Genomic DNA, 22,033 nt, shown 5'->3' on the forward strand with positions numbered 1-22,033 from the left:
GGCCCGCCGCACGCGCCGCTGCGGGGACCGCCGAAACCTCAGGCCAGGGACAGGAACAGCTTCTCCATCCGGGCGCGCATCGCCTCGGCGTCGTCGCCGTTCTTCCGGCCGGACTCGATGTCGGCCACACACTGCTGGAGGCCGGTGGCGATGATCGCGAACCCGGCCCGGTCCAGCGCCCGCGAGGCGGCGGCCAGCTGCATGACGACGTCCTCGCAGTCCCGGCCCTCCTCGATCATCCGGATCACCCCGGAGATCTGGCCCTGCGCCCGCCGCAGCCGGTTCAGCACGGCCTTCAGGGACTCACCCTCGAGCTCCAGCTCCACGATCAACTCCTCAACCGAATACCCCTAGGGGTAACTGTACGTCCCCTCGCGGGACGACGACGTACAGCAGACGAGCGCAAAGGACCGACTCCGCCATGACCAGCCCCCTCTCCCCCGTCGCCCTCGGCACCGACCAGGCCGGCGCCCGGTTGCACGAGTTCACCGTCATCGACGTCCGTACCCCCGGCGAGTACGCCTCCGGCCATCTGCCCGGGGCCCTGAACATCCCCGTGGACCAGCTCCGGCGCGCACTGCCCGAGCTGCGGCACGCGGCCGAGCGCGGCGGCCTCCTCATGGTGTGCGCCTCGGGCGCCCGTTCCGGCAACGCCTGCGCGTTCCTCGCCGAGCAGGGCATCCCCGCGGCCACGCTCACCGGCGGCACCACCGCCTGGGCCGGCGCCGGACACGGCCTGGACCGGCCCGCGGCCTGCGACACGCGGTCCGGCTGGGCCATGGAGCGGCAGGTGCGCTTCACCGCGGGCACGCTGGTCCTGCTGGGCCTGGCGCTCGGCCTGCTCGTCCACCCGGCCTTCGCGCTCCTGTCGGCGGGCGTCGCCGCCGGCCTGGTCCTCTCCGCCCTGACGGACACGTGCGGCATGGCGGCCGTCCTCGGCAAGCTGCCGCACAACCGGCCGCGCCCCGCCGACCTCGCCGCCACGCTCGCCGCCCTGCGCGCCCGCTGAGCCGGGGCGCCCCCGCGGTCCGGGCCGGTGCCGGTGAGGTCCACGGCGACGGCCGGGACACGTGCGCCGCCGACCGGGGCCGTCGTGGGCGCACGGCCCGGCAATGCGCCGCACACGGTTCGACCATGTTTCAGGCAACGTGGGCCGTTTTCACACATCGTCGACGGGTGACAGGTCACACTCGGTGGCGGAGGGGGGACGAGTGCGGCGGCGGTCGCACCATCCCGACGTGTCGCGCCGCCCGGGGGAGGGCGGCGAGCGGACCAGCAGGGGGATGCATGACGCAGTCGCTTCCAGGTCGACACCCCGCCCCCGAGCGGGCGCCGACCGGGCGCGGGGAGCTTCCGGTGGTCGTGGTCGGGGCGGGGCCGTACGGGCTCTCCGTGGCCGCGCATCTGCGGGCGGCCGGGGTGCCGGTGCACATCTTCGGGGAGGTGATGGGCAGTTGGCGGCACGCCATGGCCACCGGGATGTTCCTGAAGTCGACACCGGCGGCCACCGATCTGTCCGCACCCGGGCCGGGCGCCCGGCTCGCCGACTTCCGCCGGCTCCAGGGCGAGCCGGAACTGACCGAGCTGACGCCGATCCCGTGCGACGTGTTCGTGCGGTACGGACAGTGGTTCCAGAAGCAGTACGTCGGTGACGTCGACCCCGCCCGGGTCGTGTCCGTCGACCGGGACGGCACGGGGGCGGGCTGGACGGTCCGGCCGGCGGACGGGCGGGTCGTGGCCGCGCGGGCCGTCGTCGTGGCCACCGGACTGAACGGACTCGCCCACATACCCGACCAGTTGAGCCGGCTGGCCCCCGAAGGGGCCGGGCCCCGGGCCCTCGTGTCGCACACCAGCCACCACACCGACCTGTCCTGCTACGCCGGGCAGCGGGTCGCCGTCATCGGCGGCGGTCAGTCCGCGCTGGAGAGCGCCGCGCTGCTGCACGAGGCGGGCGCCGAGGTGCGGGTGCTGGTCCGGGAGAACCGGGTGCGGTGGGGGACGACACCCGCGCTGTCCCGCCCCTGGCCCGCGCGCCTCGCACGGCCGGCCTCACCGCTGGGCACCGGCTATGTGCTGGCCGCGGTGTGCAAGGCACCGCACGCCGTACGGCAGTTGCCCGCCTCCGCGCGGCTCCTGCTGTTCCGGCGCGCGCTCGGCCCGTCGGGCGGCTGGTGGCTGCGGGACCGGGTCGAGGGCGTCGTACCGGTGCAGACCGCGAGCCGCGTCACGCACGCGGAGGTGACGCCACAGGCCACGGTCGGCCTCCGGCTCACCGGGTCCCACGGCACGTCCGACCTCACCGTCGACCACGTCCTCGCGGCCACGGGATACCGGCTCGACCTGGACGCGCTGCCGTTCCTGTCCCCCGCGCTGCGGCGGGCGTTGGTGTGCGTGCCGGGCTCCAGGGCTCCCGAGCTGGCGGGCACGCTGGAATCGTCGGTACCCGGGCTGTACTTCACCGGGTCGCTCGCGGCGCCCGTGTTCGGGCCCATGATGCGGTTCGTCGCCGGGACGGAGTTCGCGGCCACCCGCGTCGCCGGGGACATCCTGCGCCGGATCCGGGCCGCCCGCTGACCACGGCAGCCGCGCGGCCGACGTCGGACGCTACCCCTGCCGCTCGCCCGGCCGGTGATGGCGGCAGCAGAAGCGGACGCGGGCATGCGCGGGGCGCCCCGCAGCGTCCACGTGCGCGATCGTTTCCGCGCACTGGGCCCGCTGCGCGTCGTCGACCATCTTGTCGCTGTCGGAGGCGGCGTTGGCGAGGCCCGCGCAGCACAGGGTCAGCAGCAGGGCTCCGCCGGCGATGGGGAGGGTCCGGCGGGGCGGGGGCGGGCCGAGCAGGGCGCGGACCCGCTGGGGCACGGCGCCGCCGGTGACGGCGAGCGCGGGCGGGGCCGAGGTGCGGGAGGAGGAGGCGAGGGCGGCTCGGCCGACGGCGCGGGCGACGACCCTGCGGCTGCCGACGTGCGTCGCCGCCTCCTCGTCGGCCCAGCGCTCCAGGACGTACCCGCCCGCGTCGGCCAGGGGCCGCAGCAGCGGATTGACGGCGGCGGCAAGGCGCCAGACGGCCTGGAACAGATGGTGCCGACGGCGCAGATGGGCGCGTTCGTGCGCCAGCAGCGCCTCGCGCTCCTCGTCGTCCAGACAGCGCAGCATGCCCCGGGAGACGACGATGCGGCCGGGCGCGCCGGGCAGCGCGAACGCCTGGGGCGCATCGGTGTCGACGACGGCCAGCTCGCCGTCGCCGGGCACGCGGGCACACTCGCGCCGGGCCCACAGGACATGGCGGACCTGCCGTACGGCGGCGAGGACGAGGGAGACGCACCCCGCGAGCAGGACGAGGGCGCCGGCGACCGCGACCGTGAGGTGGACCGGGTTCTCGGCCCGCAGGACCGGCACCGACCAGCGGCCCTCCGCCGCCACCTCGGGTATCTGGGCGATCCCGGTGAAGGCCAGCAGGGCCAGCGAGCCCGTCCAGCCGACGGTCGTCACGAGCGCGGTGCAGGCCAGGGCCCAGGCGGCGGGGCGCGGGGCGAGCCGGCGGGCCGGCCGGGGCGCGAGGACGCTCAGGACGACCGTCACGATGAGCGGGACGTAAACGCTGATCAGCACCGGCTCACTCCCCCGTCGCCTCAGTGTCCGGCGCCGTCGGGGCCGGCGTGGTCCTCTGGTCCGGACAGCAGATGCTGGAGCAACTGCTCGTCCCGCTCGGACAGTTCGGAGACGAAGCGGGTCAGCACCGCCTCGCGGTCGGAACCGCCCTCCAGGAGCGACTTCATGCGGTGCGCGGTGTGGGAGGCCTCGTCGCGGGCCGGCTCGTAGGCGTAGCCGCGGCCGGCGCGGTGCCGGACCAGCATGCCCTTGTCGTACAGCCGGGACAGGATCGTCAGGACGGTCGTGTAGGCGAGATCGTCCGGCAGTCCCGTCAGGACCTGGCGTGCCGTCAGCGGTCCGTCCGCGGACCAGAGGGCGGCGAGCACGTTGCTCTCCAGTTCGCCGCGCGCCCGCCTGCCGGGTGTGCCGCCGTCCCTGAAGCCGTTCACCGTTCGCCCTTTCGTTGCCTTACCGCAGTCCAGGCTACCCGGCCATCTCCTACTAGTTGTAGGAGGTATGCTCCGGGCTTTGAACCAGGAACTACTACAACTTGTAGTTTCGTACCTTCCTCACACCTGCCCTTCCACCTGCGCAGAGGACAGCCCATGGTCAATCCCGGACGTACGCTGCCGAGGTCCGCGCCTGCGGGCGTCCCGCCGGTGCCCCGCGACGCGGCCACGGCCTCGCGCCGCGTCGCGCTCGTCTCGGCGAGCGTCGGCGCCGGCCACGACGGCGCAGCCGCCGAACTGGAGCGCCGCCTCGCCGCGGACGGCTTCGTCGTCGACCGGCACGACCTGCTGGACCTGCTGCCCGCCGGCCTCGGCCGAGCCGTCCGGGACGGCTACCACCGCATGCTCGTCGCCGCCCCCTGGGCCTACCAGCGGCTCTACGCCGGAACCGAGCGCGCCGGCGGCAGCGGTCCCGCGGCGCGGGCACTGCTGCGCGCCGCCGAGGACCGCGTGCTGCGCGCGCTGCACCCGGACGCCGGTGCGGTCGTGTCCACGTACCCGGGCGCCAGCCGCGTGCTCGGCAACCTGCGGCTGGCCGGCCGCCTGACCGTCCCGGTCGCCACCTACCTGACCGACTTCTCGGTGCATCCGCTGTGGGTCGCGGACGGCGTGGACGTCCACCTCGCCGCCCACGCGGTGCCCGCGGCACAGGCGCGCGCGGCCGGGGCCCGCGACGTGCGGGTGCGCGGGCCGGTCACCGACCCCCGGTTCCGCCCCTGCGACCCGCTCGAACGCGCCCGCGCGCGGGCGCGGTTCGGGCTGCCGGAACACGCCCCGCTCGCCCTGCTGGTCGCCGGGTCCTGGGGGGTGGGCCCGGTCCGGCAGGTCGCCCGGGAGCTGCGCGACTGCGGGGCCGCCCTCCCGGTCGTGGTCTGCGGCCGCAACGAGGCCCTGGCCCGGCAGCTGCGGACGGACGGGATCGCGTACTCCTACGGCTGGGTCGACGACATGCCCGGCCTGATGCACGCGGCCGACGTCCTGGTGCAGAACGCCGGCGGGCTGACCTCCCTGGAGGCGTTCGCCGCGGGCCTGCCCGTGGCCAGCTACCGCTGCATACCCGGCCACGGACCGGCCAACGCCGCCGCCCTGGACGAGGCGGGCGTGGCCGTGTGGATCCGCGACCCGGCCGACCTGAAGGGTGTACTGGGCGAACTGGTCGGCGGCCCGCTGGGGCAGCGGCAGCGCGGGGCCGGACTCGCGCTGTTCGCGTCCACCCCGGCCGACGGCCCCGCGGCCGAGATAGCCCGCCTCCACCGCCCCGGCCCGCCGCCCCCGCCACCGGGACCGGGCCGACGGCGGAGGCTGCGCACCCGGCGGCTCGCGGTCACCGGCGCCGCCGCCTGTGCGGTCTGGGCATGCGCCGTCGGCACGGGGGTCGCGACGACCTACGACGGACCCGCGCTGATGCGCACCCTGGGCCACGGCCTCGACCTGGACCGGCTCGCGCCGGCCTTCGCCGAGGAGGGGCACCACTCGTGACGACCTCCCGCCCCCTGCGCACCGCCGCACTGGCCGCCCTGCCCGCCGCCGCACTCGCCGCGGTCCACTGCGCGCCCGTCGTCTCCACCTTCGGGCCCCTGCGCAACCGCACCATGCCGCGCCTGTCCGGCCGGGGCCGCGCGGACCACGTCGCCCTCACCTTCGACGACGGACCCGACCCGTTGTCCACCCCGTTCTTCCTGCGGCTGCTCGACCGGCGCGGAGTGCGCGCCACCTTCTTCCTGCTGGGAAGCGAGGCACACCGTTCCCCCGGTGTGGTGCGCGAGATCGCGGCGGCCGGCCACGAGATCGGTGTCCACGGCTGGCGGCACCGGCCGCTGCTGCTGCGCGGCCCGCGCGCGACGTACGACGACTTCGCCCGCGCCCGCGACACGGTCGCCGACATCACCGGAACTCCGCCGACGCTCTTCCGGCCGCCGTACGGGGTCATGTCCACCGCCGCCCATGTGTCGGCCAGGCGCCTCGGGCTCACCCCCGTGCTGTGGACCTGCTGGGGCGAGGACTGGACGGCACGGGCCACGCCCCAGTCGGTCCACCGGACGGTGACCGCGGACCTCGACGGCGGCGGCACGATCCTGCTGCACGACTCGGACTGCACCTCCGCCCCCGGCGCCTGGCGCTCGGCTCTCGGCGCGCTGCCCCGTATCCTCGACACCTGCGCGGAGCGGGGCTACGAGGTCGGCCCGATCCGCGACCACGGGTGGCCGGGCCTCGCCACGGCGCCCGACGTTCACCCTGCCGGTGCCGGTGCCCCGGGCAGCTCCGGCCGTTAGACACCGGGCACGCCACAGCGCGTGCCACTCGTCCCGATCAGTTCACGGATCACCTGCATGCTTCGCATGCTTGTCGTCACCCTCATGGAGGCACGGGGTCTATGACCACACCCACGCATCTCGCCGCGCAGCTGGCCGTCAACGTCCTGGACGCCCATTCGCTGCTGGCCGCGTTCGGCGTCCTCGGCGTCGGCGTGGTGATGTTCGCCGAGACAGGGCTGCTCATCGGCTTTTTCCTGCCCGGGGACACGCTGCTGTTCACCGCTGGACTGCTGTGCACGGGCTCGTCCGACCAGGGCCTGCACCTCTCGCTCGGGCCGCTGCTGGTCTCGGCCGCGGTCGGCGCGCTGGCCGGCGCCCAGGTCGGGTATCTCCTCGGCCGCAAGGCGGGCGGGGCCCTGCTCGCCCGCAGCCGTTCGAAGCGGCTGCACGAGGGAGCGCAGCGGGCCGAGGAGTTGCTGGAGCGGTACGGGCACGCGAAGGCCGTCGTCCTGGCCCGCTTCGTACCGGTGGTGCGGACGGTGCTCAATCCGATGGCGGGCGCCCTGGGCGTGCCGGTGCGGACGTTCACCGTCTGGCAGGTCGTCGGCGGGCTGGTGTGGAGCCTCGGCCTCACGCTCGCCGGGTACGCGCTCGGGTCCTCGATCCCGAACGTCGACCGCTATCTGCTGCCGCTGGTCGCCCTGATCGTCGTCCTCTCCCTGATCCCGCTGCTCGCCGAGGTCCTGCGTGCCCGCCGTGCGACACGCACGCAGGAGGAGCGCTGACCGCTGCGCGGAAGCGGCGCGCGGGCCGTCCGCGGATCCGTCGTGCCTCGTCGCGCGCCTGCGGGGGTGCCCGCCTGCTGGGGTGCCGACTGTTCTCAGACTCCTCTTACTCCCTGGGACGAAGCTGGTGGGCAACGGGGCCGGCACCCGGCCTCCAGGACGGAAGGAGCAGGTCATGTCCGGCATCCGGCACGGGCGTCTGCCTCACGCGCTCGTTCCCCTGGCGGCCGTCGGGCTGCTGTCCGTGGGCATGGCCGCACCCGTCGCCGCGGCCGGGCCGGCCCACCGGGTGGACTGCCGGGTCACCCGATGCGTCGCCCTGACCTTCGACGACGGACCGACCCCGTACACGGCCCCGATCCTGGACACGCTGCAACGAGCGCACGTCCCGGCCACGTTCTTCCTCATCGGGCCGCACGCGCTGCGCTACCGGGCGGACGTGCTCAGGGAGTACCGCGCCGGGGACGCGATCGGCGACCACACCGTCACCCACCCGCATCTCACCCGCCTCCCGCTCGCCCGGATCGAGTACGAGATCGGCACCGCCGCACGCCAGATCGCCTCCGTCACCGGACAGCGGCCGACGCTGTTCCGGCCCCCGTTCGGGGCGTTCGACGCGCGGGTGCGGGCGGCAGCCGCCGCGGAGGGCATGTCGGTGATCATGTGGAACGTCACTGCCAGGGACTGGAAGTTCCACGATCCGCCCGTCATCGAACACCGGGTGCTGAGCCGGGTACGGCCGGGCGCGATCGTCGTGCTGCACGACCGGTACGCCACGACCCCGCCTGCCGTCCCCACGATCGTCCGCGCGCTCCGGGCCCGCGGCTACCATCTTGTCACCATCCCCCAGCTGTTCGGATCTGCAGGAGAGTTGAGCCCCGGACGGGTCTACCACCGCGGTCCCTGAGTGCCACCCGCGGCCATGCGGTCGCAACGATGCGAGCACCTCGCCCGTGTCGTCCGCACGCTCCTCGAAACGCCGTGCGCCACGCTGACAGCACAGTGGCCGTCGGCCTGCGCACCGGGGACGGCACCGCCCGTCCGGTTGTCGCCGACGACGCGCCCGGCGTCCCGGATTCCGAGGACACCGGGCAGTGCGCGCGACATCGTCACGGCCCGCCCACGGCCCACGCCGCCGGAGGAGCCGTGACCGCTCCGCCCGCTCGGCCCGGGGCTACTGGGGATCCGCCGGGCCGGCGGCGCTGCGCAGGGTGCTGATCATCTCCTGGACGACCGGGCCGGCCGGTGGCCGCAGGCGCTCCCCGCCGCTGTGGGTGAAGAGGCGCTCGAGGACCGAGTCGGAAGCGAAGTCGCGCAGGTGCTCGGGGAGTTGCAGGGTGTTCTGCCGGGTGAGCGGATTGATCTGGACCTGCTCGAACCACCTGACCAGCGTCTGCCAGGACTCCGGATCGACGCTCAGCGCGTGGAAGAAGCCGCGGTGCAGCGTGCGGATGATGAGCAGTACCGCCAGCTGGAGGCGGTACTCCCGGTCGATCCGGCCGGCCGGCAACTGGGCGCGGGAGACGGCCAGCGCCATGTTGAAGACGTTGACATAGCGCTTGAGCCGACGCGGATTGGCGCCCAGGCCGCGCTGGAGCAGCTCCCAGAAGAGGGGGTCGTCCGCCAGCTCCGAGACATACGGCGTGAAGGCCTCGCGGAGGGTGCCGAACCCCACGTCCGGCAGGAAGAACGGCAGTTGGACGATCTTGTCGAGGTAGGCCATGCCGGAGGCGACCTCGGCCGGCGCCCCTTTGAGGGACTCGCCGAACTTGTTGGTGGCGATCGCCGCCAGTACGTCCACGTCCATGGCGAGGACGAAGACGCACTGCGAGTGGGCCAGGAAGAGCTTCAGCGACTCCAGCACCGTCATCGCCGACTCGGGGGTGCAGCGGTCGAGGTCGTCCACGAAGACCACCAGCCGCCCGTCCTCGCCGACGAACTCCCGTACGGCATCGGCGAAGTCGGTCTCGAAGTGGTTCACCTGCCGGTACTGCTCCGCGTCCCCCTCGGACAGACCCTTGAGCAGGTCGTCGACGTCCTCGCGCTTGATGGCGCCGCCGGTGCCGAGCGCCGCCGCGGTGCCCAGGCCGGCGCGGATCGAGAGCCAGGTCGCGGCCTTGGCGAGCCGGACGGCCTTGTCCCGGAGGGTCGGCACCTGCTCCATCTCGGCGAGGATGGTGTGCAGCAGCGCGGCCCAGACCTCGACCTTGCGGTCGTACTTCCAGGGGTTGAACCAGATCGTGCGGGTCTGGCCGGCCTCGAACCGCCGCTCCCACAGCCGTAGAAAGCTCGACTTGCCCGCACCCCAGGAGCCGAACACGCCGACGGTCAGGGGCAGCGGTGCGGCCTGCTCCACCGCCGCGTGCAGGACGTCGACGTACGGCCCGAAATGGAACGAGTCGTCCTGCGCAGTGGTGACGGGGTTGTCGGTGAGGGGACGCAACGAGGCTGCTCCTGTCCGCGGAAGTCGCTTGCCCTGAGGGCGAGTTCGGCTGCCCAGTCTGTCAGGAGATCCGGAGATCCGGCGCCCCCGTCGCGCGGCGCCGACGGGGGGCCGGGCGGCAGGTTCCGTCAGACGTTGACGCCGAAGTCCTGGGCGATGCCGCGCAGGCCGGAGGCGTAGCCCTGGCCCACCGCGCGGAACTTCCACTCGGCGGCGTGCCGGTACAGCTCGCCGAAGACCATCGCGGTCTCGGTCGAGGCGTCCTCGGAGAGGTCGTAACGGGCGATCTCCTGGTCGTTCGCCTGGTTCACGACGCGGATGAACGCGTTGCGCACCTGACCGAAACTCTGGCCCCGGACATCGGCGTCATGGATGGAGACGGGAAAGACGATCTTGGCGATCTCACCCGGTACGGCGGCCAGGTTCACCTTGATCGACTCGTCGTCGCCCTCACCTTCACCGGTGAGGTTGTCTCCCGTGTGCTCCACCGAGCCGTCGGGGCTCCTGAGGTTGTTGTAGAAGACGAAATGCTGGTCGGAGACCACTTTCCCGGAGGCGTCACAGAGCAGGGCGGAGGCGTCCAGGTCGTAGTCCGCGCCCGTGGTGGTCCGGACGTCCCAGCCCAGTCCGACCACCACAGCGCTCAGTCCCGGCGCCTGCTTGCTCAGCGACACGTTGCCGCCCTTGCCCAGGGAAACTCCCACGACTCGTCCTCCCGACTGCCGTCCTCTGTCCGTTCACTGGGTTGAACGTCCAGCTCACCGTCACGGTTCCACGATTTGCGCAAAGGTTGAATCGTCGCAGAGGACCGTCATCGGCGTGGGAGGTGCGGCCGGCCGTGTCAGTGCGCCGCGCGGTTCTCCGTCGCCGGTGCGGCGGCCTCCCGCGCCGGCGCGGTGGTCTCCGTCGCCTCGGACGCGGCCTTGGTGAGGCGGGGGGCCGGCGCGGCGGTCGCGGCCGTGTCCGTGTCCTCGGCGGGAGCGGGGGCGCCGTCCTCCTTCATGGCCTTGGCCTCGCTCTTGAGGATGCGCATGGACTTGCCCAGGCCCCGGGCCGCATCCGGCAGCTTCTTCGAGCCGAACAGCAGGATGATGATGATCGCCACGATCAGCAGATGCCAGGGTTCCAGTCCGTTGCGGAGCATCGCGCCCACCCCTCTCTAGATTGCCTTTTTGCGCAACTGTACAACCGTGTCCGTACCGTCGTCCCCGGCCGGGCGCCGGAGACCGGCAATCGCGGTCACCCCGCGCCGACCGCCTTGCCCGCCTTGGCCCAGTTCGCGTGCAGACGGTCCAGATACGAGCGGGCCTGGCCGCCTGGGCTCGCGCCACGGGCGAAGGCGAGCATGTTGCCCGCGCCCGCGTTGTAGCCGAGCGCCAGCAGGTCGTCCTTCGAGTAGGCGGCGGTCCGCGCGGTGGGCAGCTGGGCCGCCAGGTCGTGCACGTACCAGGCCTCGGCCTCGATCGCGAGGCCGCGGTCGTCCGGCAGCTCGTCCCAGCCGCGGCGTGCGAAGTCCCGGCCCTGTTTGACCTCGTCGAAGGTGGCACGGTGCATGTTCGCGATACCGAAGGCCGCGTCCGGCTTGTACTTCTGCCAGGCCCGCTCGAAGGCCGGGTCGTGCGGTTTGTAGGCCTCGTTGTAGAGGATCGCCATCAGCAGCTGGGCGCTGACGCCGGCCTGCCGGGCCCGGGTACGGACCTGTGCGGCGTACTGGGCGGGGTCGTACGACGAGGCGGCCGCGGCCGACGGAGTGGCGGTGGGGGGCGAGGCGCCGGAGGAGGGGGTCGGCGCGGTGGCCGACGCCTTCGCCGGCGGCGGGGTGTCGTCGCTGTCGTCATCGCCGCCGAAGAGTCCCGCGGCGCGCAGGACGACGTACAGCGCAAGGGCGAGGACCGCCACGGCGAGCCAGCGGTGGCGCCTCGGTCGCACGGAATCCGGCATGCCCGTCCCCTCCGGGAGTCGGCCGCGCACGCCGATGCGACCACCTGGCGGACCGCCCGGCGCACACGCGCCGGATCAGTTTAGGCACCACCCCCTGACAGCCGGTCGCGCAGCACCGTGTCCATCGTGACCGGTTCGCGGCCGAGGAGGGCCGGCAGAGCCGGGTCGGCGGCACCGAACTCACCGGCACGGCTCGCGGCGAATATGCCCAGCAGCTGGTCGGCGACCTCGTCAGGGGCGCCCTGACCCACCATCCGCTCCCGGAACTCCTCGTCGGACACGACGGTCCGCTTCACGGCACGGCCCGTCAGCTCGGTGGCGAGGGCGGCGATGTCGGCGAAGGTCAGGGCCTGACCGGCGGTGAGCGACGGCGTCGGGCCCTCGAAGCGGCCCTCGTCCGCCAGCACGACGGCGGCGGCCTCAGCGAGGTCGTCGTGCGTGGTCCAGCACACGGGCCCGTCCTCCGGGAGGGCGATCTCACCGGTTTCCAGGGCGGAGCCGAGGAGCAGCAGCGCGCTGGCGGCATGGAAGCCGTTGCGCAGCGAGGTGAACGGCACGCCGCACGCGCGCAGGGCGGACTCGGTGGCGTCGTGGTCGCGGCAGGCCTGGAAGTGCGAGGCGGCCGAGGCGCCCATCTGGCTGGTGTAGAGGATGCGGCGGGCTCCTGCCTCGACGGCCGCCGCGATGGCGTCGCGATGCTCCCGCACGGTCTCCTCGCCCATCTTGTCGACGGAGACCAGGAGCACCTGCGTGGCGCCCTCGAAGGCGTGGGCGAGGCTCGCGGGGTCGGTGAAACTTCCTTGCCGCACCCGAACCCCGCGGTTGGCGAGGGCCTGCGCCCTGTGCGGCTCGCGGACGCTCACGCCGACACGCTCCGCGGGGATCCGCGTCAGCAGCCGGTCGACGACCCGGCGTCCGAGTTGTCCGTTCGCTCCGGTCACGATGATCACGATGCACTCCAGAGGGTGGGAGTTCCAGTGGAATCACATTTACGATACCACCGATACTAACGAGGGAAACGAAAATTCGGTATCGTTGATACATGCCGTCCTCCTCACACAGCGGGATCGGTGCCGCCGCCACCGATCCCGCTCCCGTTTCCCCAGGTCACGAGCAGCCCCGGCGGCGGATCGTCGAGGCCGCGATCGGCCTGCTGGAATCCGGCGGCCGCGACGCGGTCACGACCCGTGCGGTCGCCGACGCCGCGGGCGTCCAACCGCCCGCCATCTACCGCCTGTTCGGCGACAAGGACGGACTGCTGGAGGCGGTCGCCGAGCACGGCTTCGCCACGTTTCTCGCGTCCAAGCGCGTCGACCCGGACCCGCCGGACCTCATCGAGGACCTGCGGGCCGGATGGGACCTCGCGGTCGAGTTCGGTCTGACCCATCCCGCGCTCTACACGCTGATGTACAGCGAGCCCTCGGCGACCGCATCAGCCGCCTACCGGACCGGCATCGAGATCCTGCGGGGCCGCATCCGGCGCCTGGCCGCCGGCGGCTGGCTGCGCGTGGACGAGGAACTGGCGGCCGCGATCATCCACGCCACGGCACGCGGCGCGGTGCTCACCTGGCTCTCCCTGCCCGAAGGCGACCGCAGATCCGCCCTGTTGACGGCTCTGCGCGAGGCCATGGTCACCGCCGTCACCCACGCGGAGCCGGCCGTGCGCAAGCCGGGCCCGGCCGGCGCGGCCCGGGCCCTGCGCGCCGCGCTCCCCGACCAGACGGCCCTCAGCGGCGCGGAACAGTATCTTCTGCGCGAGTGGCTCGGCCGTCTCGCCACCGAGGACTGAGGCGCCACGACGCCGAGGCACTGAGAGGCACCGGACGGCCGTACCGCACCACTGGCGGTCCCGCCGCCGGCCCGCCGCGGCCGTCAGCCGCTCGCCGGGAACTCCGTCGTGTCGGCCTGGGTGACCGCGTGGATCTCGCGGTACGGCCGGAGCCGGACGAGTTCGCGGTACGTGGTGCCGGCGTGTCGGTCAGGGCCAGGCGCGAGACCAGGGCCACGCCGCTGCCCGCACCGACCAGCCCCTGGGCCACGTCGTACGACTCGGTCTCGAAGCGCACCCTGGGCCTGAAGACGGCTTCGCCCGCGGCCCGGTCGAGCTGCTCGCGGGCGGAGTGACCGGCCGGGATCGCCACCCAGGACTCACCGCGCAGCCGCTCCAGCCGCAGGGGGCTGCCCGGCGATGTGCGGGCCGCCGGCAGATGGTCGTCGGGCAGGACGACGACCATGGGGTCGGGCAGCAGCCGGTGTGCGCGGACGCGCGGCGGCAGTTCGGGGGCGGGACCGAAGAAGGCGACGACCGCCAGGTCCAGCCGACCGGCGGTGAACTCGCCCAGCCCGCGGCCGACGCGAGGTCGACCACGGAGACGTCGGCGTCGGGATGGCGGTGACGCAGGGCGGTCAGCGCCGGTGGCACCAGGTGGAGGGCCGCGGCCTGGAAGGCGCCGACCCGCAGGCGCAGGGACAGATGCCCGAGGAGTGCCCCCATGTCCGTGGCGGTCTGCTGCGCCGCCGCGTCGACGGTCCGTCCGCGCACGGCGAGCAGGGCGCCGGCCTCGGTGAGGGTCGCACCACGCGGCCCGCGCAGCACGAGCGGTACCTGCCACTCGCGCTCGGCCCTGGCCACCTGCTGGGTCACGGCGGCGGGCGTGAGCCGCAGGGCATGGGCGGCCGAGGTGAGGGAGCCGTGCTCGTTCCTGGTCACCACCTGGCTGCCGGCCATGCCGCCCGGCGCCGGTCAGGCCGTCATGATCCGTCAGGTGCTGACGAGCGGACTGCGCACGGCCCGGGGCACGATCGCGGGCAACGCCAGCGGCCTGCTCCTGTGGTCCGTGGCCGCCGGGGCCGGGCTCTTCGCCGTCCTGCTCGCCATTCCCCGTTCCTACGCCGCGATCCGGCTCGTCGGCGGAGGCGTCCTGGTCGCGCTCGGGACACGGACGCTGTGGTCCGCGCGCCGGTCCGCCGCGGGCTCCGGGAGCGAAGGGTCCCCCGCCGCCGAGGCCGGCGGGACCGGCGGGACCGGCTTCCGCAGCGGCTTCGCCACGGGGCTCGGCACGAGTCCGGGCAACCCCAAGGCGGGCGTGTTCGCGGTCTCGGTGCTGCCTCAGTTCGTCACGGCGAGCGGCCCGGTCTTCCTGTCCGGCGCCGCTCCGGGCGGGCTCCGGGCGCTGGTGACGACCTGCTGGTATCCGCTGTTCACCTGGCTCGTCCAGCGCGGGCGCCCTGGTCACCAGGCCGGCGGCCAGTCGGGCACCGGGGCTGGCCACCGGTGTCGTCCTGCTCGTCCTGGGGGTGGCAGTGGCCGCGGGCGTCTGACGCCGCGCCGGGCTTCAGCCGCGTGCTGCCCAGCCGCCATCATGACCCGCCATGATGACACCGGGGCAGTACGTCGAGCCCGCGCACCGTGGCCGCGCAGGCGCTGCTGGAGGGCGACGCGCACAGCGTCGAGGAGGTCCCGCGGCCGGCCGGGTTCGGCTCGTCCGAAACACCGTGCCGGGTCTTCCGGCGGCGCCTCGGGGTCGCGCCCGCCCGCTTCCGCACCTCCGGCACGGCGCCGGGGTGACCGGTGGAGCGGGCGTCAGCCGGCGTTCGGGCGGGCGAGCCCGTGGTCGTAGGCGAAGATCACGGCCTGGATGCGGTCACGGGCGCCGATCTTGGCCAGAACGCGGCCGACATGGGTCTTGACCGTGGACTCGGACAGGACGAAACGGGCGGCGATCTCGCCGTTGGTCCAGCCCTTGCCGACGGCGACGAGGATCTCGCGCTCGCGGTCGGTGAGGGACCGCAGCCGGGCGTCGTCGGTGCCGTCGTCGCCGGGTACGGGGCCGTAGCGGGCGAACTCGTCCAGGAGGCGGCGGGTCAGGGACGGGGCGATCACGGCGTCACCGGCGGCGACGGCGCGGATCCCGGCGAGGAGTTCCTCGGGACGCGCGTCCTTCAGCAGGAAGCCGCTGGCCCCGGCCCGGAGCGCGGCGTGGACGTACTCGTCGAGGTCGAAGGTGGTCAGCACGAGGACCCGGGAGCGGTCGCCCGCGGCGGTGATGCGCCGGGTGGCCTCGATGCCGTCCATGCCGGGCATCCGGACGTCCATCAGGACGACGTCGGGGCGCAGCTCGGCGGCCTTGCGGACGGCCTCGCCGCCGTGCGCCGCCTCGCCGACGACCTCCGTCTCGGCGACGGCGTCGAGGAGCATGCGGAATCCGAAGCGCTGGAGCGGCTGGTCGTCCACGACGAGCACGGTCGTCACCGGGCACCGCCCTCGGGGGTCAGGTCGAGCGTGGCCGCCACGGCCCAGCCCCCGCCGGGCGCGGGTCCGGCGCTGACGTGTCCGCCGTAGAGCGCGGCTCTCTCTCGCATGCCCACCAGGCCGTGTCCTTCCTCGTTCGGCGGCGCCGGGTGCCCGGCCGCCGGTCCGTCGTCCCGGACCCGGACGAGCAGGCGGGTGTCCTCGACGACGACCGACAGTTTCACCCGGGTGTCGGCCCCGGCGTGCTTCAGGGTGTTGGTGAGGGCCTCCTGGACGATGCGGTAGACCGCCAGCTGCACCCCGCTGTCCAGGGCGTCCACGTCACCGGCGGTCCGGTAGACGACGTCCAGGCCTGCCGTGCGGACACCGTCGCACAGTGTCGGGAGGTCCGCGATGCCGGGCTGGGGACTGAGTTCGGGCGGCCGGGGAGTGCCGTCCGGGTCCTCGCGGAGCACACCGAGGACGCGCCGCAGCTCGCCGAGGGCCATACGGCCGGTGTCACCGATGAGTTCGAGCGCCTCCTTGCCGCGCTCGGGGGCCGTGGCCGTGGCGTACGCGCCGGCGTCGGCGAGGGTGATCATGACGGAGAGGTTGTGCCCGACGATGTCGTGCATCTCACGGGCCACTCGGGCGCGCTCGGCGGCGGCCGCGAGCCTGCTGCGCTGGTCGCGCTCGATCTCCAGGCGGGCCGCGCGGTCGCGCAGCCCGGCGAGCTGGGCCCGGCGGATCCGCACCGTCAGCCCGAGCGCGAGGGCCGCGATCGCGGTGCTCAGCAGGAAGAACAGCGCGTCCCAGACGGACACTGCGACCGACGCGCGGACCGCGACCAGGACCATTCCGGCGGCCATGACCCCGCAGGCCCAGGGCAGCTGCCGCGGCCTGCCGTGCAGGGTCAGGCTGTACAGGGCGATGAACAGGGCGACGTCCGCGCGCAGCACGGCGCCCAGGGACCACTGCACGACGAACACGGCCGCGATCACACCGAAGGCGGCCATGGGCCGGCGCCGCCGCCACAGCAGCGGCAGCACGAGCCCCGCCTGCAGGGCCAGCATGGCCGCCGGGGGAAGCCGGGTGAAGGCGAGCCAGAGGCGGCGCGGGGCGTCACCGTCGCCGTCGCCGCCGTCGTGCCCGTGCAGCAGGTCCGGCAGGCAGAACAGCAGGAAGACGACGACCACCACCGCGGTGTCCAGCACCCAGGGGTGGGCGCGGTCGGCCTGCCGCAGCCGCTGCCCGCCCCGGGAGATCCGGGCCAGCAGCGGCCCCATGCCGCCGATGTCGTCGGTGGTGGTCGTCAAGGATGTCACCTGCCCATGGTGCAGGGTGGTCAGACGTCGCTGCGCACCAGCCGGTACGCCGCACCGGCCAGCGCGAGTGCCGTCCAGCCGAGGAAGACCAGCAGTCCGGCCATGGGCGACAGGGTGGTGCTGTCGTGGGTCAGGGCGAACATGGACTCGCCGGCGTTGCTCGGCAGGTACGGGTTGATGTTGTCCTGCCAGGAGCTGGGCAGCAGCGAGATCAGGCCGGGGATCAGCATCAGCGTCGCCACCAGGACGGAGATGCCGCCGGCGACGGAGCGCAGCAGCGCGCCCAGGGCGGTGCCGATGACGCCGACCAGGCCGAGATAGAGCCCGGCGCCGAGCAGGCTGCGGGCGACACCGGCGTGCGAGAAGCCCATCGCGGCGGGCGTGCCGGAGATCATCCCGCTGCCGATCCCGAAGGTGACGAACGCGCCGAGGGTCGCCACCACGAGCGCGACGAGCCCGTAGACGGCCGCCTTGGACCACAGCACGGGCAGCCGGCGGGGTACGGCGGCGAGCGTGGAGCGGATCATGCCGGTCGAGTACTCGCCCGCGGTGACGAGCACGCCGAGGACGCCGAGGGCGAGCTGGGCGAAGTGCGTACCGAAGAGGGACAGGCTGACGGCGGTGGAGCGGGCGAAGTCCCCGTCCATGTGGTGGCCCGAGTCGATGTTGGACTTGTAACGGGCGGAGGCGATCAGCCCGAACGCGACCATGAACAGCAGGGCCAGCCCGAGGGTGATCCAGGTGGAGCGCAGCGTCCAGAGCTTGGCCCACTCCGAGGAGAGCACGCGCCGGCCGGTGACCCGGTAGGCGGGGCGGGCGGGAGCGGCGGCGGGTGCCTCGGTCTCCGCCGTGGTGGTCAGGGTGCTCATGCGGTCCTCCCGGCGGCTTCCGGCGTCTCGGTGGCGGTGGTGGAGCCGTGGTACTCGACGGCGTCCCTGGTCAGGTTCATGAAGGCCTCCTCCAGCGAGACGGTCCGCGGGGTCAGCTCGAACAGCGCGATGCCGTGCTCGGCCGCCGTCGACCCGATCTCGCGGGCGCTCAGGCCGGTGACCTGGAGTTCCTCCGAGCCGATGCGGCCCGTGATGTCGACGCCGGGCCCGGCCAGCGCGTCCCGCAGCCGCCCCGCCTCGCCCGTGACGACCTTGACGACGTCGCCGCCCGCCTCGGCGATGAGGTCCGGCACGGTGGTGTCGGCCAGCAGCCGGCCGCGCCCCACGATGATGAGGTGGTCGGCCACCAGGGCCATCTCACTCATCAGGTGGGAGGACACGAACACGGTCCGGCCCTCGTCGGCGAGCGCCTTGAGCAGGTTGCGGATCCACAGGACGCCCGCGGGGTCGAGCCCGTTGACCGGCTCGTCCAGCATCACCGTCTGCGGGTCGCCGAGGAGCGCGGCCGCGATGCCGAGCCGCTGGCCCATGCCGAGGGAGAAGGCCCCGGCGCGCTTCTTCGCCACACTGCCGAGACCGGCGAGGTCGATGACCTCGTCGACCCGGCTCCGGGGGATCCCGTGCGTCAGCGCGAGCGTGCGCAGGTGGTGGTAGGCCGAGCGGCCCGGGTGGATCGACTTCGCCTCCAGCAGCGCGCCGACCTCCTGAAGGGGTGCCCGGTGCCGGGCGTAGGGCTGCCCGTTGACCGTGACCGAGCCGCTGGTCGGGGCGTCGAGCCCGACGATCATGCGCATGGTGGTGGACTTCCCGGCGCCGTTGGGGCCGAGGAAGCCGGTCACGGTGCCGGGTTTGACGGTGAAGTCCAGCCCGTCCACGGCCGTCTTCTCGCCGTACCTCTTGGTCAGCTGCTGTGCCTCGATCATGCGCGTTCTCTCTGTCGGCCGCGGCGCCGCCGACAGCCGCCGACGCCTCACCGCCCACGCTAAGATCCGCACTCCCCAGATCCGGTGGTACCGGGGACTGAACCCGGCCCGGGGCGTGGTACCCGGGTACTACGACCACCGCACGCACCCATCGACCGGCACGGCCCCGAGCGCTTCGGTGTCGGTCTCCCACCACATCGAGGGCAGGGCTCCCCCTCTTCCAGGAGGCCGGTCGCACGCTGAGCGACGAGACCCGTCCGGCCGGACGTCACGCGTCCTCGGCGACCTCCCGAGCCACGCGCTCCAGTCGGCTCCGGTAGTCCTCCCACCACGCCGACTCGTCCGACGGCAGGGCGGTGTTGTCCTCGTTCATCCCCACGGCGCCGTCGAGGAGTTCCCTGACGATGTCGGCGTGCCCCGCGTGCCGGTGCGTGTCGGCGATCACGCGCACCAGGGCGTGATGCAGCGTCACCTCGTCCCTGCCGTCCGGCCACCACGGCACCCGGCCGATCGTGTCCAGTGCCAGCGCGTCGATCGTGGCGTCCGCGTGTGCCCACGCCAGGCGGTAACGCTCCACGATGTACGCGCGTGACTCGTCGGCGGTGGCCCACATATGGGCGTTGGGCTCGGTGTCGTCTCCGAACCAGGGCCCCGGTTCGCCGCAGGGCCGTCCGAACGTGTCGCCCAGGTAGCCCAGTTCGGCGCAGCCCGCGTGTTTCACCAGGCCCAGGAGATTGGTGCCGGTCGGCGTCAGCGGGCGGCGGATGTCGTACTCCGAGAGTCCGTCGAGCTTCCACAGCAGGGCGTCTCGGGCGGACTGGAGGTAGAAGTGAAGGTCGGCCTTGGCATCCGGGGCGGTCATGGGGCCAGTCTGGCGCTCGCGTGATCTTTGTCCACCGCTTTTGCCCACCGCTCACGACGGACCGCCGCACCAGGTCGAGTGAACTATCGGTGCCACGAAGGGAGTTGACCCGCGTCAGCGGCCGGGTCGGTGCCGCGGCGGCCGACGAGCTCCACGGAGACGGTGGGCGCCGTCGGCGGTGTGGTCCTGCGGTCGATGCCATCGAGCAGCAGTCGCGGGGAGCGGGTGCCGATCCCCGCGACGTCCGCGCGCACGGTGGTCAGGGGCGGCAGGAAGTGGGCCCCTCGGGGATGTCGCCGCAGCCCACCACGCCGAACGCCGAGCTCGTCCGGGACGGTGCGGCCGGTCTCGTGGAAGGCGCGCAGGGCACCCAGAGCCACCTGGCCGCCGGCCGCGAACACCGCGGTGGCGTCACGGAGTCGGGCCGGCTGGCCGCGCGCGGTCCGGTGGAGGTCCAGCCGCGCGGGCCCGCGATGTGCCGGACCGTGGTAAGGCCGTGCCCCAGCGGATGTTCCGTGGCGGCGCGGGCACCGGTCACCGAGTCGGCGGTGGCGCGCGGGGCACCCTGCCCGAGGCCGTTCTCCAGGAACACCACGGGCACGTCGAGCCGCGTCCGTGTCGCGCGGCCCGGGCGAGGGGTCACTCACGTCGGCTCCGGATGCCGGCCCGCGAGCCATGCGTGCCGCCGGCGACATCCCGCCCGTCGAGCTCGCCCGAGAGCAGCGCGCCTTCGCAAGTACAAGGCCTGGACCCCCTTCCGATATGTGTACGCCGCGGGATACCTCTGGAGAGTCGGCAACAGGGGCGGCGAGCACGCTGCGAGGAGAGGAACGGGCCATGGGCGACGAACGGTTAGAGGACGGCTGGTACGTGGACGACCGCTGCACGAACTGCGACGTCGCCCGGCAACTGGCCCCCGGCCTGATCGGCGAGGTCGACGGCCGCTCGGCGGTCCTGCGCCAGCCGCGCGACCGGGACGAGGTGCGGCGGATGCACCTGGCCGCGAACGCCTGCCACACCCGGTCCGTGCGCCCTCCGTCCGGACGGCTGGACGCGGCCCAGGACCCCTTCCCGCTGGCGCTGGACGACACCGTGTTCCTGTGCGGGCACAACTCCCCGCGCACCGCGGGCGCCAACTCCTACCTGCTGCGCCGCCCCGACGGCACCGCGATGCTGGTGGACACCCCGCGCTGGAGCACGACGCTGGCCGATCGCTACGAGGGGCTGGGCCCCGTCACCGACGTCCTGCTCACCCACCGCGACCACGTGGCACACGGCCGCCGGTACGCCGACCGGCTCGGCGCGCGGCTGTGGATCCACGAGGGCGACCTCGATGCGGCGCCGGACGCCGATCATGTGCTGCGCGGCACCGGCCCGACGGAGATCGCCGACGGCGTGACCGCCTTTCCGCTCCCCGGACACACCAGGGGCAGCGTGCTGTTCGTCGCGGACGAGCGGTACTGCTTCAGCGGCGACAGCTTCTACTGGTCGCGCGGCACCGGGGACATCGAGGTGGCCGAGACCGTCACCTGGTACTCCATCGGCGAGTTGGCGTCCTCGCTGGCCCGCACCGTCGACCGGCTGCGCTTCGAGTGGCTGCTGCCGGGCCACGGCGACCGATGCCACCTCCCGGCCGACGACATGGCGGCACGGCTGCGCCGGCTGGCGGCACGCACCCGCGAACTGCGGCCCCGGCCCATCGACTTCACGGCGGTGCGCTGGTAGCCGCGTCCTCCGTCACGGGGTCACAGCGCGAGCAGTCCGGCCGCTGTCTCCTCGAAGCCACAGGCGTCGAGGTGGAACGGACGCAGGTGGTCCTCGAAGTCGACGTGCAGCCAGGCACATCGGGCGGACCGCGCCCCCTCGGCGGCGGCCGCGACGAGTGCGGCGCCCACCCCGCGACGACGGCAGTGGCGCGCGACCACCGTGTCCACGAGGAAGGCATGCGCCCCGCCGTCCCAGGCCACGTTGACGAAGCCGACCAGGGTGCCGTCCTCACGGGCACACACCCAGCCGAGGCTGTGCCGCTCCAGCCGCGCACGCCACTCGGACCGGCCGACCGGGTGCCCGAAGCCGTCGGCGTGCAGCGCGTCGAGGGCGTCGTCGTCGAGGTCGCCGCGCCACTCGTAGGTGATCGTCACGCGCCGATCGTACGGGCGCACGACCGGTCGGAGCCGCCGGCCCGGCCCTGGCCCGGGGACAGGACCGGGTCGGCCGCGGCGTGGCCCGCGCGGTTCGTCTCCGGCCACACCGGCCCGACATGGCGAAGGGGGGC

25 protein-coding genes and 2 pseudogenes are annotated in these 22,033 nt (G+C 73.7%); 10 read left to right on the forward strand and 17 right to left on the reverse strand.

The features are described 5' to 3' along the window. Nucleotides 1-38: 38 nt before the first annotated feature. Nucleotides 39-326 carry a metal-sensitive transcriptional regulator gene (locus BIV23_RS03165; protein WP_071379164.1) on the reverse strand — a complete coding sequence of 96 codons (288 nt, stop codon included), beginning with the start codon at nucleotides 324-326 and terminating at the stop codon, nucleotides 39-41. 95 nt (nucleotides 327-421) lie between these two features. Between BIV23_RS03165 and BIV23_RS03170 the strand changes: the two genes are divergently transcribed. Together BIV23_RS03170 and BIV23_RS03175 are read left to right on the forward strand one after the other, a co-directional pair. Continuing rightward, nucleotides 422-1,009, forward strand: a complete 588-nt coding sequence (locus tag BIV23_RS03170) for a rhodanese-like domain-containing protein (protein ID WP_071379165.1) — start codon at nucleotides 422-424, stop codon at nucleotides 1,007-1,009. Between the two features lie 278 nt (nucleotides 1,010-1,287). Next, nucleotides 1,288-2,574, forward strand: a complete 1,287-nt coding sequence (locus tag BIV23_RS03175; RefSeq protein WP_071379166.1) for an FAD-dependent oxidoreductase — start codon at nucleotides 1,288-1,290, stop codon at nucleotides 2,572-2,574. A gap of 30 nt (nucleotides 2,575-2,604) precedes the next feature. Here the strand turns inward: BIV23_RS03175 and BIV23_RS03180 are convergent, their stop codons facing one another. Both BIV23_RS03180 and BIV23_RS03185 read right to left on the reverse strand, forming a co-directional pair. After that, a complete protein-coding gene (locus BIV23_RS03180) occupies nucleotides 2,605-3,612 on the reverse strand; it encodes a M56 family metallopeptidase (protein ID WP_071379167.1) in 1,008 nt (335 codons plus the stop codon). Nucleotides 3,613-3,632: 20 nt separating this feature from the next. Further along, nucleotides 3,633-4,043, reverse strand: a complete 411-nt coding sequence (locus tag BIV23_RS03185) for a BlaI/MecI/CopY family transcriptional regulator (protein ID WP_071371146.1) — start codon at nucleotides 4,041-4,043, stop codon at nucleotides 3,633-3,635. A gap of 156 nt (nucleotides 4,044-4,199) precedes the next feature. Between BIV23_RS03185 and BIV23_RS03190 the strand changes: the two genes are divergently transcribed. From BIV23_RS03190 to BIV23_RS03205, 4 genes are all read left to right on the forward strand, one after another. Next, nucleotides 4,200-5,582 (forward strand): MGDG synthase family glycosyltransferase, encoded by a 1,383-nt coding sequence (locus tag BIV23_RS03190; RefSeq protein ID WP_218161853.1) that lies wholly within the window; start codon nucleotides 4,200-4,202, stop codon nucleotides 5,580-5,582. Beyond that, the gene (locus tag BIV23_RS03195) at nucleotides 5,579-6,376 is read left to right on the forward strand and encodes a polysaccharide deacetylase family protein (protein ID WP_071379168.1); all 798 of its coding nucleotides are present in this window, start codon (nucleotides 5,579-5,581) and stop codon (nucleotides 6,374-6,376) included. Before BIV23_RS03190 ends, BIV23_RS03195 begins: the two co-directional genes overlap by 4 nt. A 101-nt stretch (nucleotides 6,377-6,477) precedes the next feature. Further along, a complete protein-coding gene (locus BIV23_RS03200) occupies nucleotides 6,478-7,143 on the forward strand; it encodes a DedA family protein (protein ID WP_071379169.1) in 666 nt (221 codons plus the stop codon). 175 nt (nucleotides 7,144-7,318) lie between these two features. After that, nucleotides 7,319-8,050, forward strand: coding sequence for a polysaccharide deacetylase family protein (locus tag BIV23_RS03205; RefSeq protein ID WP_071379170.1), 732 nt, complete (start codon nucleotides 7,319-7,321; stop codon nucleotides 8,048-8,050). 267 nt (nucleotides 8,051-8,317) lie between these two features. On the opposite strand, the gene BIV23_RS03210 is transcribed toward BIV23_RS03205, so the two are convergent. From BIV23_RS03210 to BIV23_RS03230, 5 genes are all read right to left on the reverse strand, one after another. Then, nucleotides 8,318-9,586 (reverse strand): KAP family P-loop NTPase fold protein, encoded by a 1,269-nt coding sequence (locus tag BIV23_RS03210; RefSeq protein ID WP_071379171.1) that lies wholly within the window; start codon nucleotides 9,584-9,586, stop codon nucleotides 8,318-8,320. A 128-nt stretch (nucleotides 9,587-9,714) separates the two neighbouring features. Next, the gene (locus BIV23_RS03215) at nucleotides 9,715-10,290 is read right to left on the reverse strand and encodes a TerD family protein (protein ID WP_071379172.1); all 576 of its coding nucleotides are present in this window, start codon (nucleotides 10,288-10,290) and stop codon (nucleotides 9,715-9,717) included. 137 nt (nucleotides 10,291-10,427) lie between these two features. Then, the gene (gene tatA / locus BIV23_RS03220) at nucleotides 10,428-10,730 is read right to left on the reverse strand and encodes a Sec-independent protein translocase subunit TatA (RefSeq protein WP_071379173.1); all 303 of its coding nucleotides are present in this window, start codon (nucleotides 10,728-10,730) and stop codon (nucleotides 10,428-10,430) included. A gap of 95 nt (nucleotides 10,731-10,825) precedes the next feature. Then, entirely contained in the window at nucleotides 10,826-11,527 is a 702-nt protein-coding gene (locus BIV23_RS03225) for a hypothetical protein (RefSeq protein ID WP_071379174.1), read from the reverse strand. Nucleotides 11,528-11,607: 80 nt separating this feature from the next. Further along, nucleotides 11,608-12,477, reverse strand: coding sequence for an NmrA family NAD(P)-binding protein (locus BIV23_RS03230; protein ID WP_071379175.1), 870 nt, complete (start codon nucleotides 12,475-12,477; stop codon nucleotides 11,608-11,610). 92 nt (nucleotides 12,478-12,569) lie between these two features. On the opposite strand from BIV23_RS03230, the gene BIV23_RS03235 reads away from it, so the two are divergent. Next, the gene (locus BIV23_RS03235; protein WP_079172911.1) at nucleotides 12,570-13,316 is read left to right on the forward strand and encodes a TetR/AcrR family transcriptional regulator; all 747 of its coding nucleotides are present in this window, start codon (nucleotides 12,570-12,572) and stop codon (nucleotides 13,314-13,316) included. On the opposite strand, the gene BIV23_RS48300 is transcribed toward BIV23_RS03235, so the two are convergent. Then, a complete protein-coding gene (locus BIV23_RS48300; RefSeq protein ID WP_177239688.1) occupies nucleotides 13,255-14,139 on the reverse strand; it encodes a LysR family transcriptional regulator substrate-binding protein in 885 nt (294 codons plus the stop codon). The two genes, BIV23_RS03235 and BIV23_RS48300, sit on opposite strands and share 62 nt — an antisense overlap. Further along, nucleotides 14,094-14,255 (reverse strand): annotated as a pseudogene (locus BIV23_RS53825) (helix-turn-helix domain-containing protein); the annotation flags it as partial. The pseudogene BIV23_RS53825 and the gene BIV23_RS48300, both read right to left, overlap by 46 nt. Nucleotides 14,256-14,280: 25 nt before the next feature. Here BIV23_RS53825 and BIV23_RS53830 point away from each other — a divergent pair. Further along, nucleotides 14,281-14,592, forward strand: a pseudogene (locus BIV23_RS53830) (LysE family translocator); the annotation flags it as partial. 344 nt (nucleotides 14,593-14,936) lie between these two features. Next, on the forward strand, nucleotides 14,937-15,095 hold the full coding sequence (locus BIV23_RS51510; protein ID WP_245790336.1) for a hypothetical protein: 159 nt from the start codon (nucleotides 14,937-14,939) through the stop codon (nucleotides 15,093-15,095). Between the two features lie 15 nt (nucleotides 15,096-15,110). Here the strand turns inward: BIV23_RS51510 and BIV23_RS03250 are convergent, their stop codons facing one another. From BIV23_RS03250 to BIV23_RS45625, 6 genes are all read right to left on the reverse strand, one after another. Then, entirely contained in the window at nucleotides 15,111-15,779 is a 669-nt protein-coding gene (locus tag BIV23_RS03250; protein ID WP_071379178.1) for a response regulator, read from the reverse strand. After that, nucleotides 15,776-17,044, reverse strand: a complete 1,269-nt coding sequence (locus tag BIV23_RS03255; RefSeq protein WP_071379250.1) for a sensor histidine kinase — start codon at nucleotides 17,042-17,044, stop codon at nucleotides 15,776-15,778. Before BIV23_RS03255 ends, BIV23_RS03250 begins: the two co-directional genes overlap by 4 nt. 59 nt (nucleotides 17,045-17,103) lie before the next feature. Continuing rightward, the gene (locus tag BIV23_RS03260; protein ID WP_071379179.1) at nucleotides 17,104-17,952 is read right to left on the reverse strand and encodes an ABC-2 transporter permease; all 849 of its coding nucleotides are present in this window, start codon (nucleotides 17,950-17,952) and stop codon (nucleotides 17,104-17,106) included. Then, nucleotides 17,949-18,896 (reverse strand): ABC transporter ATP-binding protein, encoded by a 948-nt coding sequence (locus BIV23_RS03265; RefSeq protein WP_071379180.1) that lies wholly within the window; start codon nucleotides 18,894-18,896, stop codon nucleotides 17,949-17,951. The genes BIV23_RS03260 and BIV23_RS03265 overlap by 4 nt, the downstream gene beginning before the upstream one ends. A 268-nt stretch (nucleotides 18,897-19,164) precedes the next feature. Next, complete coding sequence (locus BIV23_RS03270; protein WP_071379181.1) at nucleotides 19,165-19,758, reverse strand: DinB family protein; 594 nt, start codon at nucleotides 19,756-19,758, stop codon at nucleotides 19,165-19,167. A gap of 83 nt (nucleotides 19,759-19,841) precedes the next feature. Then, nucleotides 19,842-20,597, reverse strand: coding sequence for a substrate-binding domain-containing protein (locus tag BIV23_RS45625; RefSeq protein WP_079172914.1), 756 nt, complete (start codon nucleotides 20,595-20,597; stop codon nucleotides 19,842-19,844). Here BIV23_RS45625 and BIV23_RS03280 point away from each other — a divergent pair. Beyond that, nucleotides 20,596-21,483 carry an MBL fold metallo-hydrolase gene (locus tag BIV23_RS03280; RefSeq protein WP_071379183.1) on the forward strand — a complete coding sequence of 296 codons (888 nt, stop codon included), beginning with the start codon at nucleotides 20,596-20,598 and terminating at the stop codon, nucleotides 21,481-21,483. The genes BIV23_RS45625 and BIV23_RS03280 overlap by 2 nt on opposite strands. A gap of 20 nt (nucleotides 21,484-21,503) precedes the next feature. On the opposite strand, the gene BIV23_RS03285 is transcribed toward BIV23_RS03280, so the two are convergent. Then, a complete protein-coding gene (locus tag BIV23_RS03285; protein ID WP_071379184.1) occupies nucleotides 21,504-21,899 on the reverse strand; it encodes a GNAT family N-acetyltransferase in 396 nt (131 codons plus the stop codon). Nucleotides 21,900-22,033: the final 134 nt, after the last annotated feature.

It is taken from the genome of Streptomyces monashensis (assembly GCF_001866665.1).
In the GTDB taxonomy this organism is placed as follows: Bacteria; Actinomycetota; Actinomycetes; order Streptomycetales; family Streptomycetaceae; genus Streptomyces; species Streptomyces monashensis.

Excerpts from the sequence above, each read along its gene's own strand:
- BIV23_RS03175 (WP_071379166.1), top strand. The coding sequence starts at position 1,288 with ATGACGCAGTCGCTTCCAGGTCGACACCCCGCCCCCGAGCGGGCGCCG.
- BIV23_RS03265 (WP_071379180.1), bottom strand. The coding sequence starts at position 18,896 with ATGATCGAGGCACAGCAGCTGACCAAGAGGTACGGCGAGAAGACGGCC.
- BIV23_RS03280 (WP_071379183.1), top strand. The coding sequence starts at position 20,596 with ATGGGCGACGAACGGTTAGAGGACGGCTGGTACGTGGACGACCGCTGC.
- BIV23_RS45625 (WP_079172914.1), bottom strand. The coding sequence starts at position 20,597 with ATGGCCCGTTCCTCTCCTCGCAGCGTGCTCGCCGCCCCTGTTGCCGAC.
- BIV23_RS03190 (WP_218161853.1), top strand. The coding sequence starts at position 4,200 with ATGGTCAATCCCGGACGTACGCTGCCGAGGTCCGCGCCTGCGGGCGTC.
- BIV23_RS03255 (WP_071379250.1), bottom strand. The coding sequence starts at position 17,044 with ATGGGGCCGCTGCTGGCCCGGATCTCCCGGGGCGGGCAGCGGCTGCGG.
- BIV23_RS03200 (WP_071379169.1), top strand. The coding sequence starts at position 6,478 with ATGACCACACCCACGCATCTCGCCGCGCAGCTGGCCGTCAACGTCCTG.
- BIV23_RS03270 (WP_071379181.1), bottom strand. The coding sequence starts at position 19,758 with ATGACCGCCCCGGATGCCAAGGCCGACCTTCACTTCTACCTCCAGTCC.
- tatA (WP_071379173.1), bottom strand. The coding sequence starts at position 10,730 with ATGCTCCGCAACGGACTGGAACCCTGGCATCTGCTGATCGTGGCGATC.
- BIV23_RS03260 (WP_071379179.1), bottom strand. The coding sequence starts at position 17,952 with ATGAGCACCCTGACCACCACGGCGGAGACCGAGGCACCCGCCGCCGCT.
- BIV23_RS03170 (WP_071379165.1), top strand. The coding sequence starts at position 422 with ATGACCAGCCCCCTCTCCCCCGTCGCCCTCGGCACCGACCAGGCCGGC.
- BIV23_RS03235 (WP_079172911.1), top strand. The coding sequence starts at position 12,570 with ATGCCGTCCTCCTCACACAGCGGGATCGGTGCCGCCGCCACCGATCCC.
- BIV23_RS03205 (WP_071379170.1), top strand. The coding sequence starts at position 7,319 with ATGTCCGGCATCCGGCACGGGCGTCTGCCTCACGCGCTCGTTCCCCTG.
- BIV23_RS03225 (WP_071379174.1), bottom strand. The coding sequence starts at position 11,527 with ATGCCGGATTCCGTGCGACCGAGGCGCCACCGCTGGCTCGCCGTGGCG.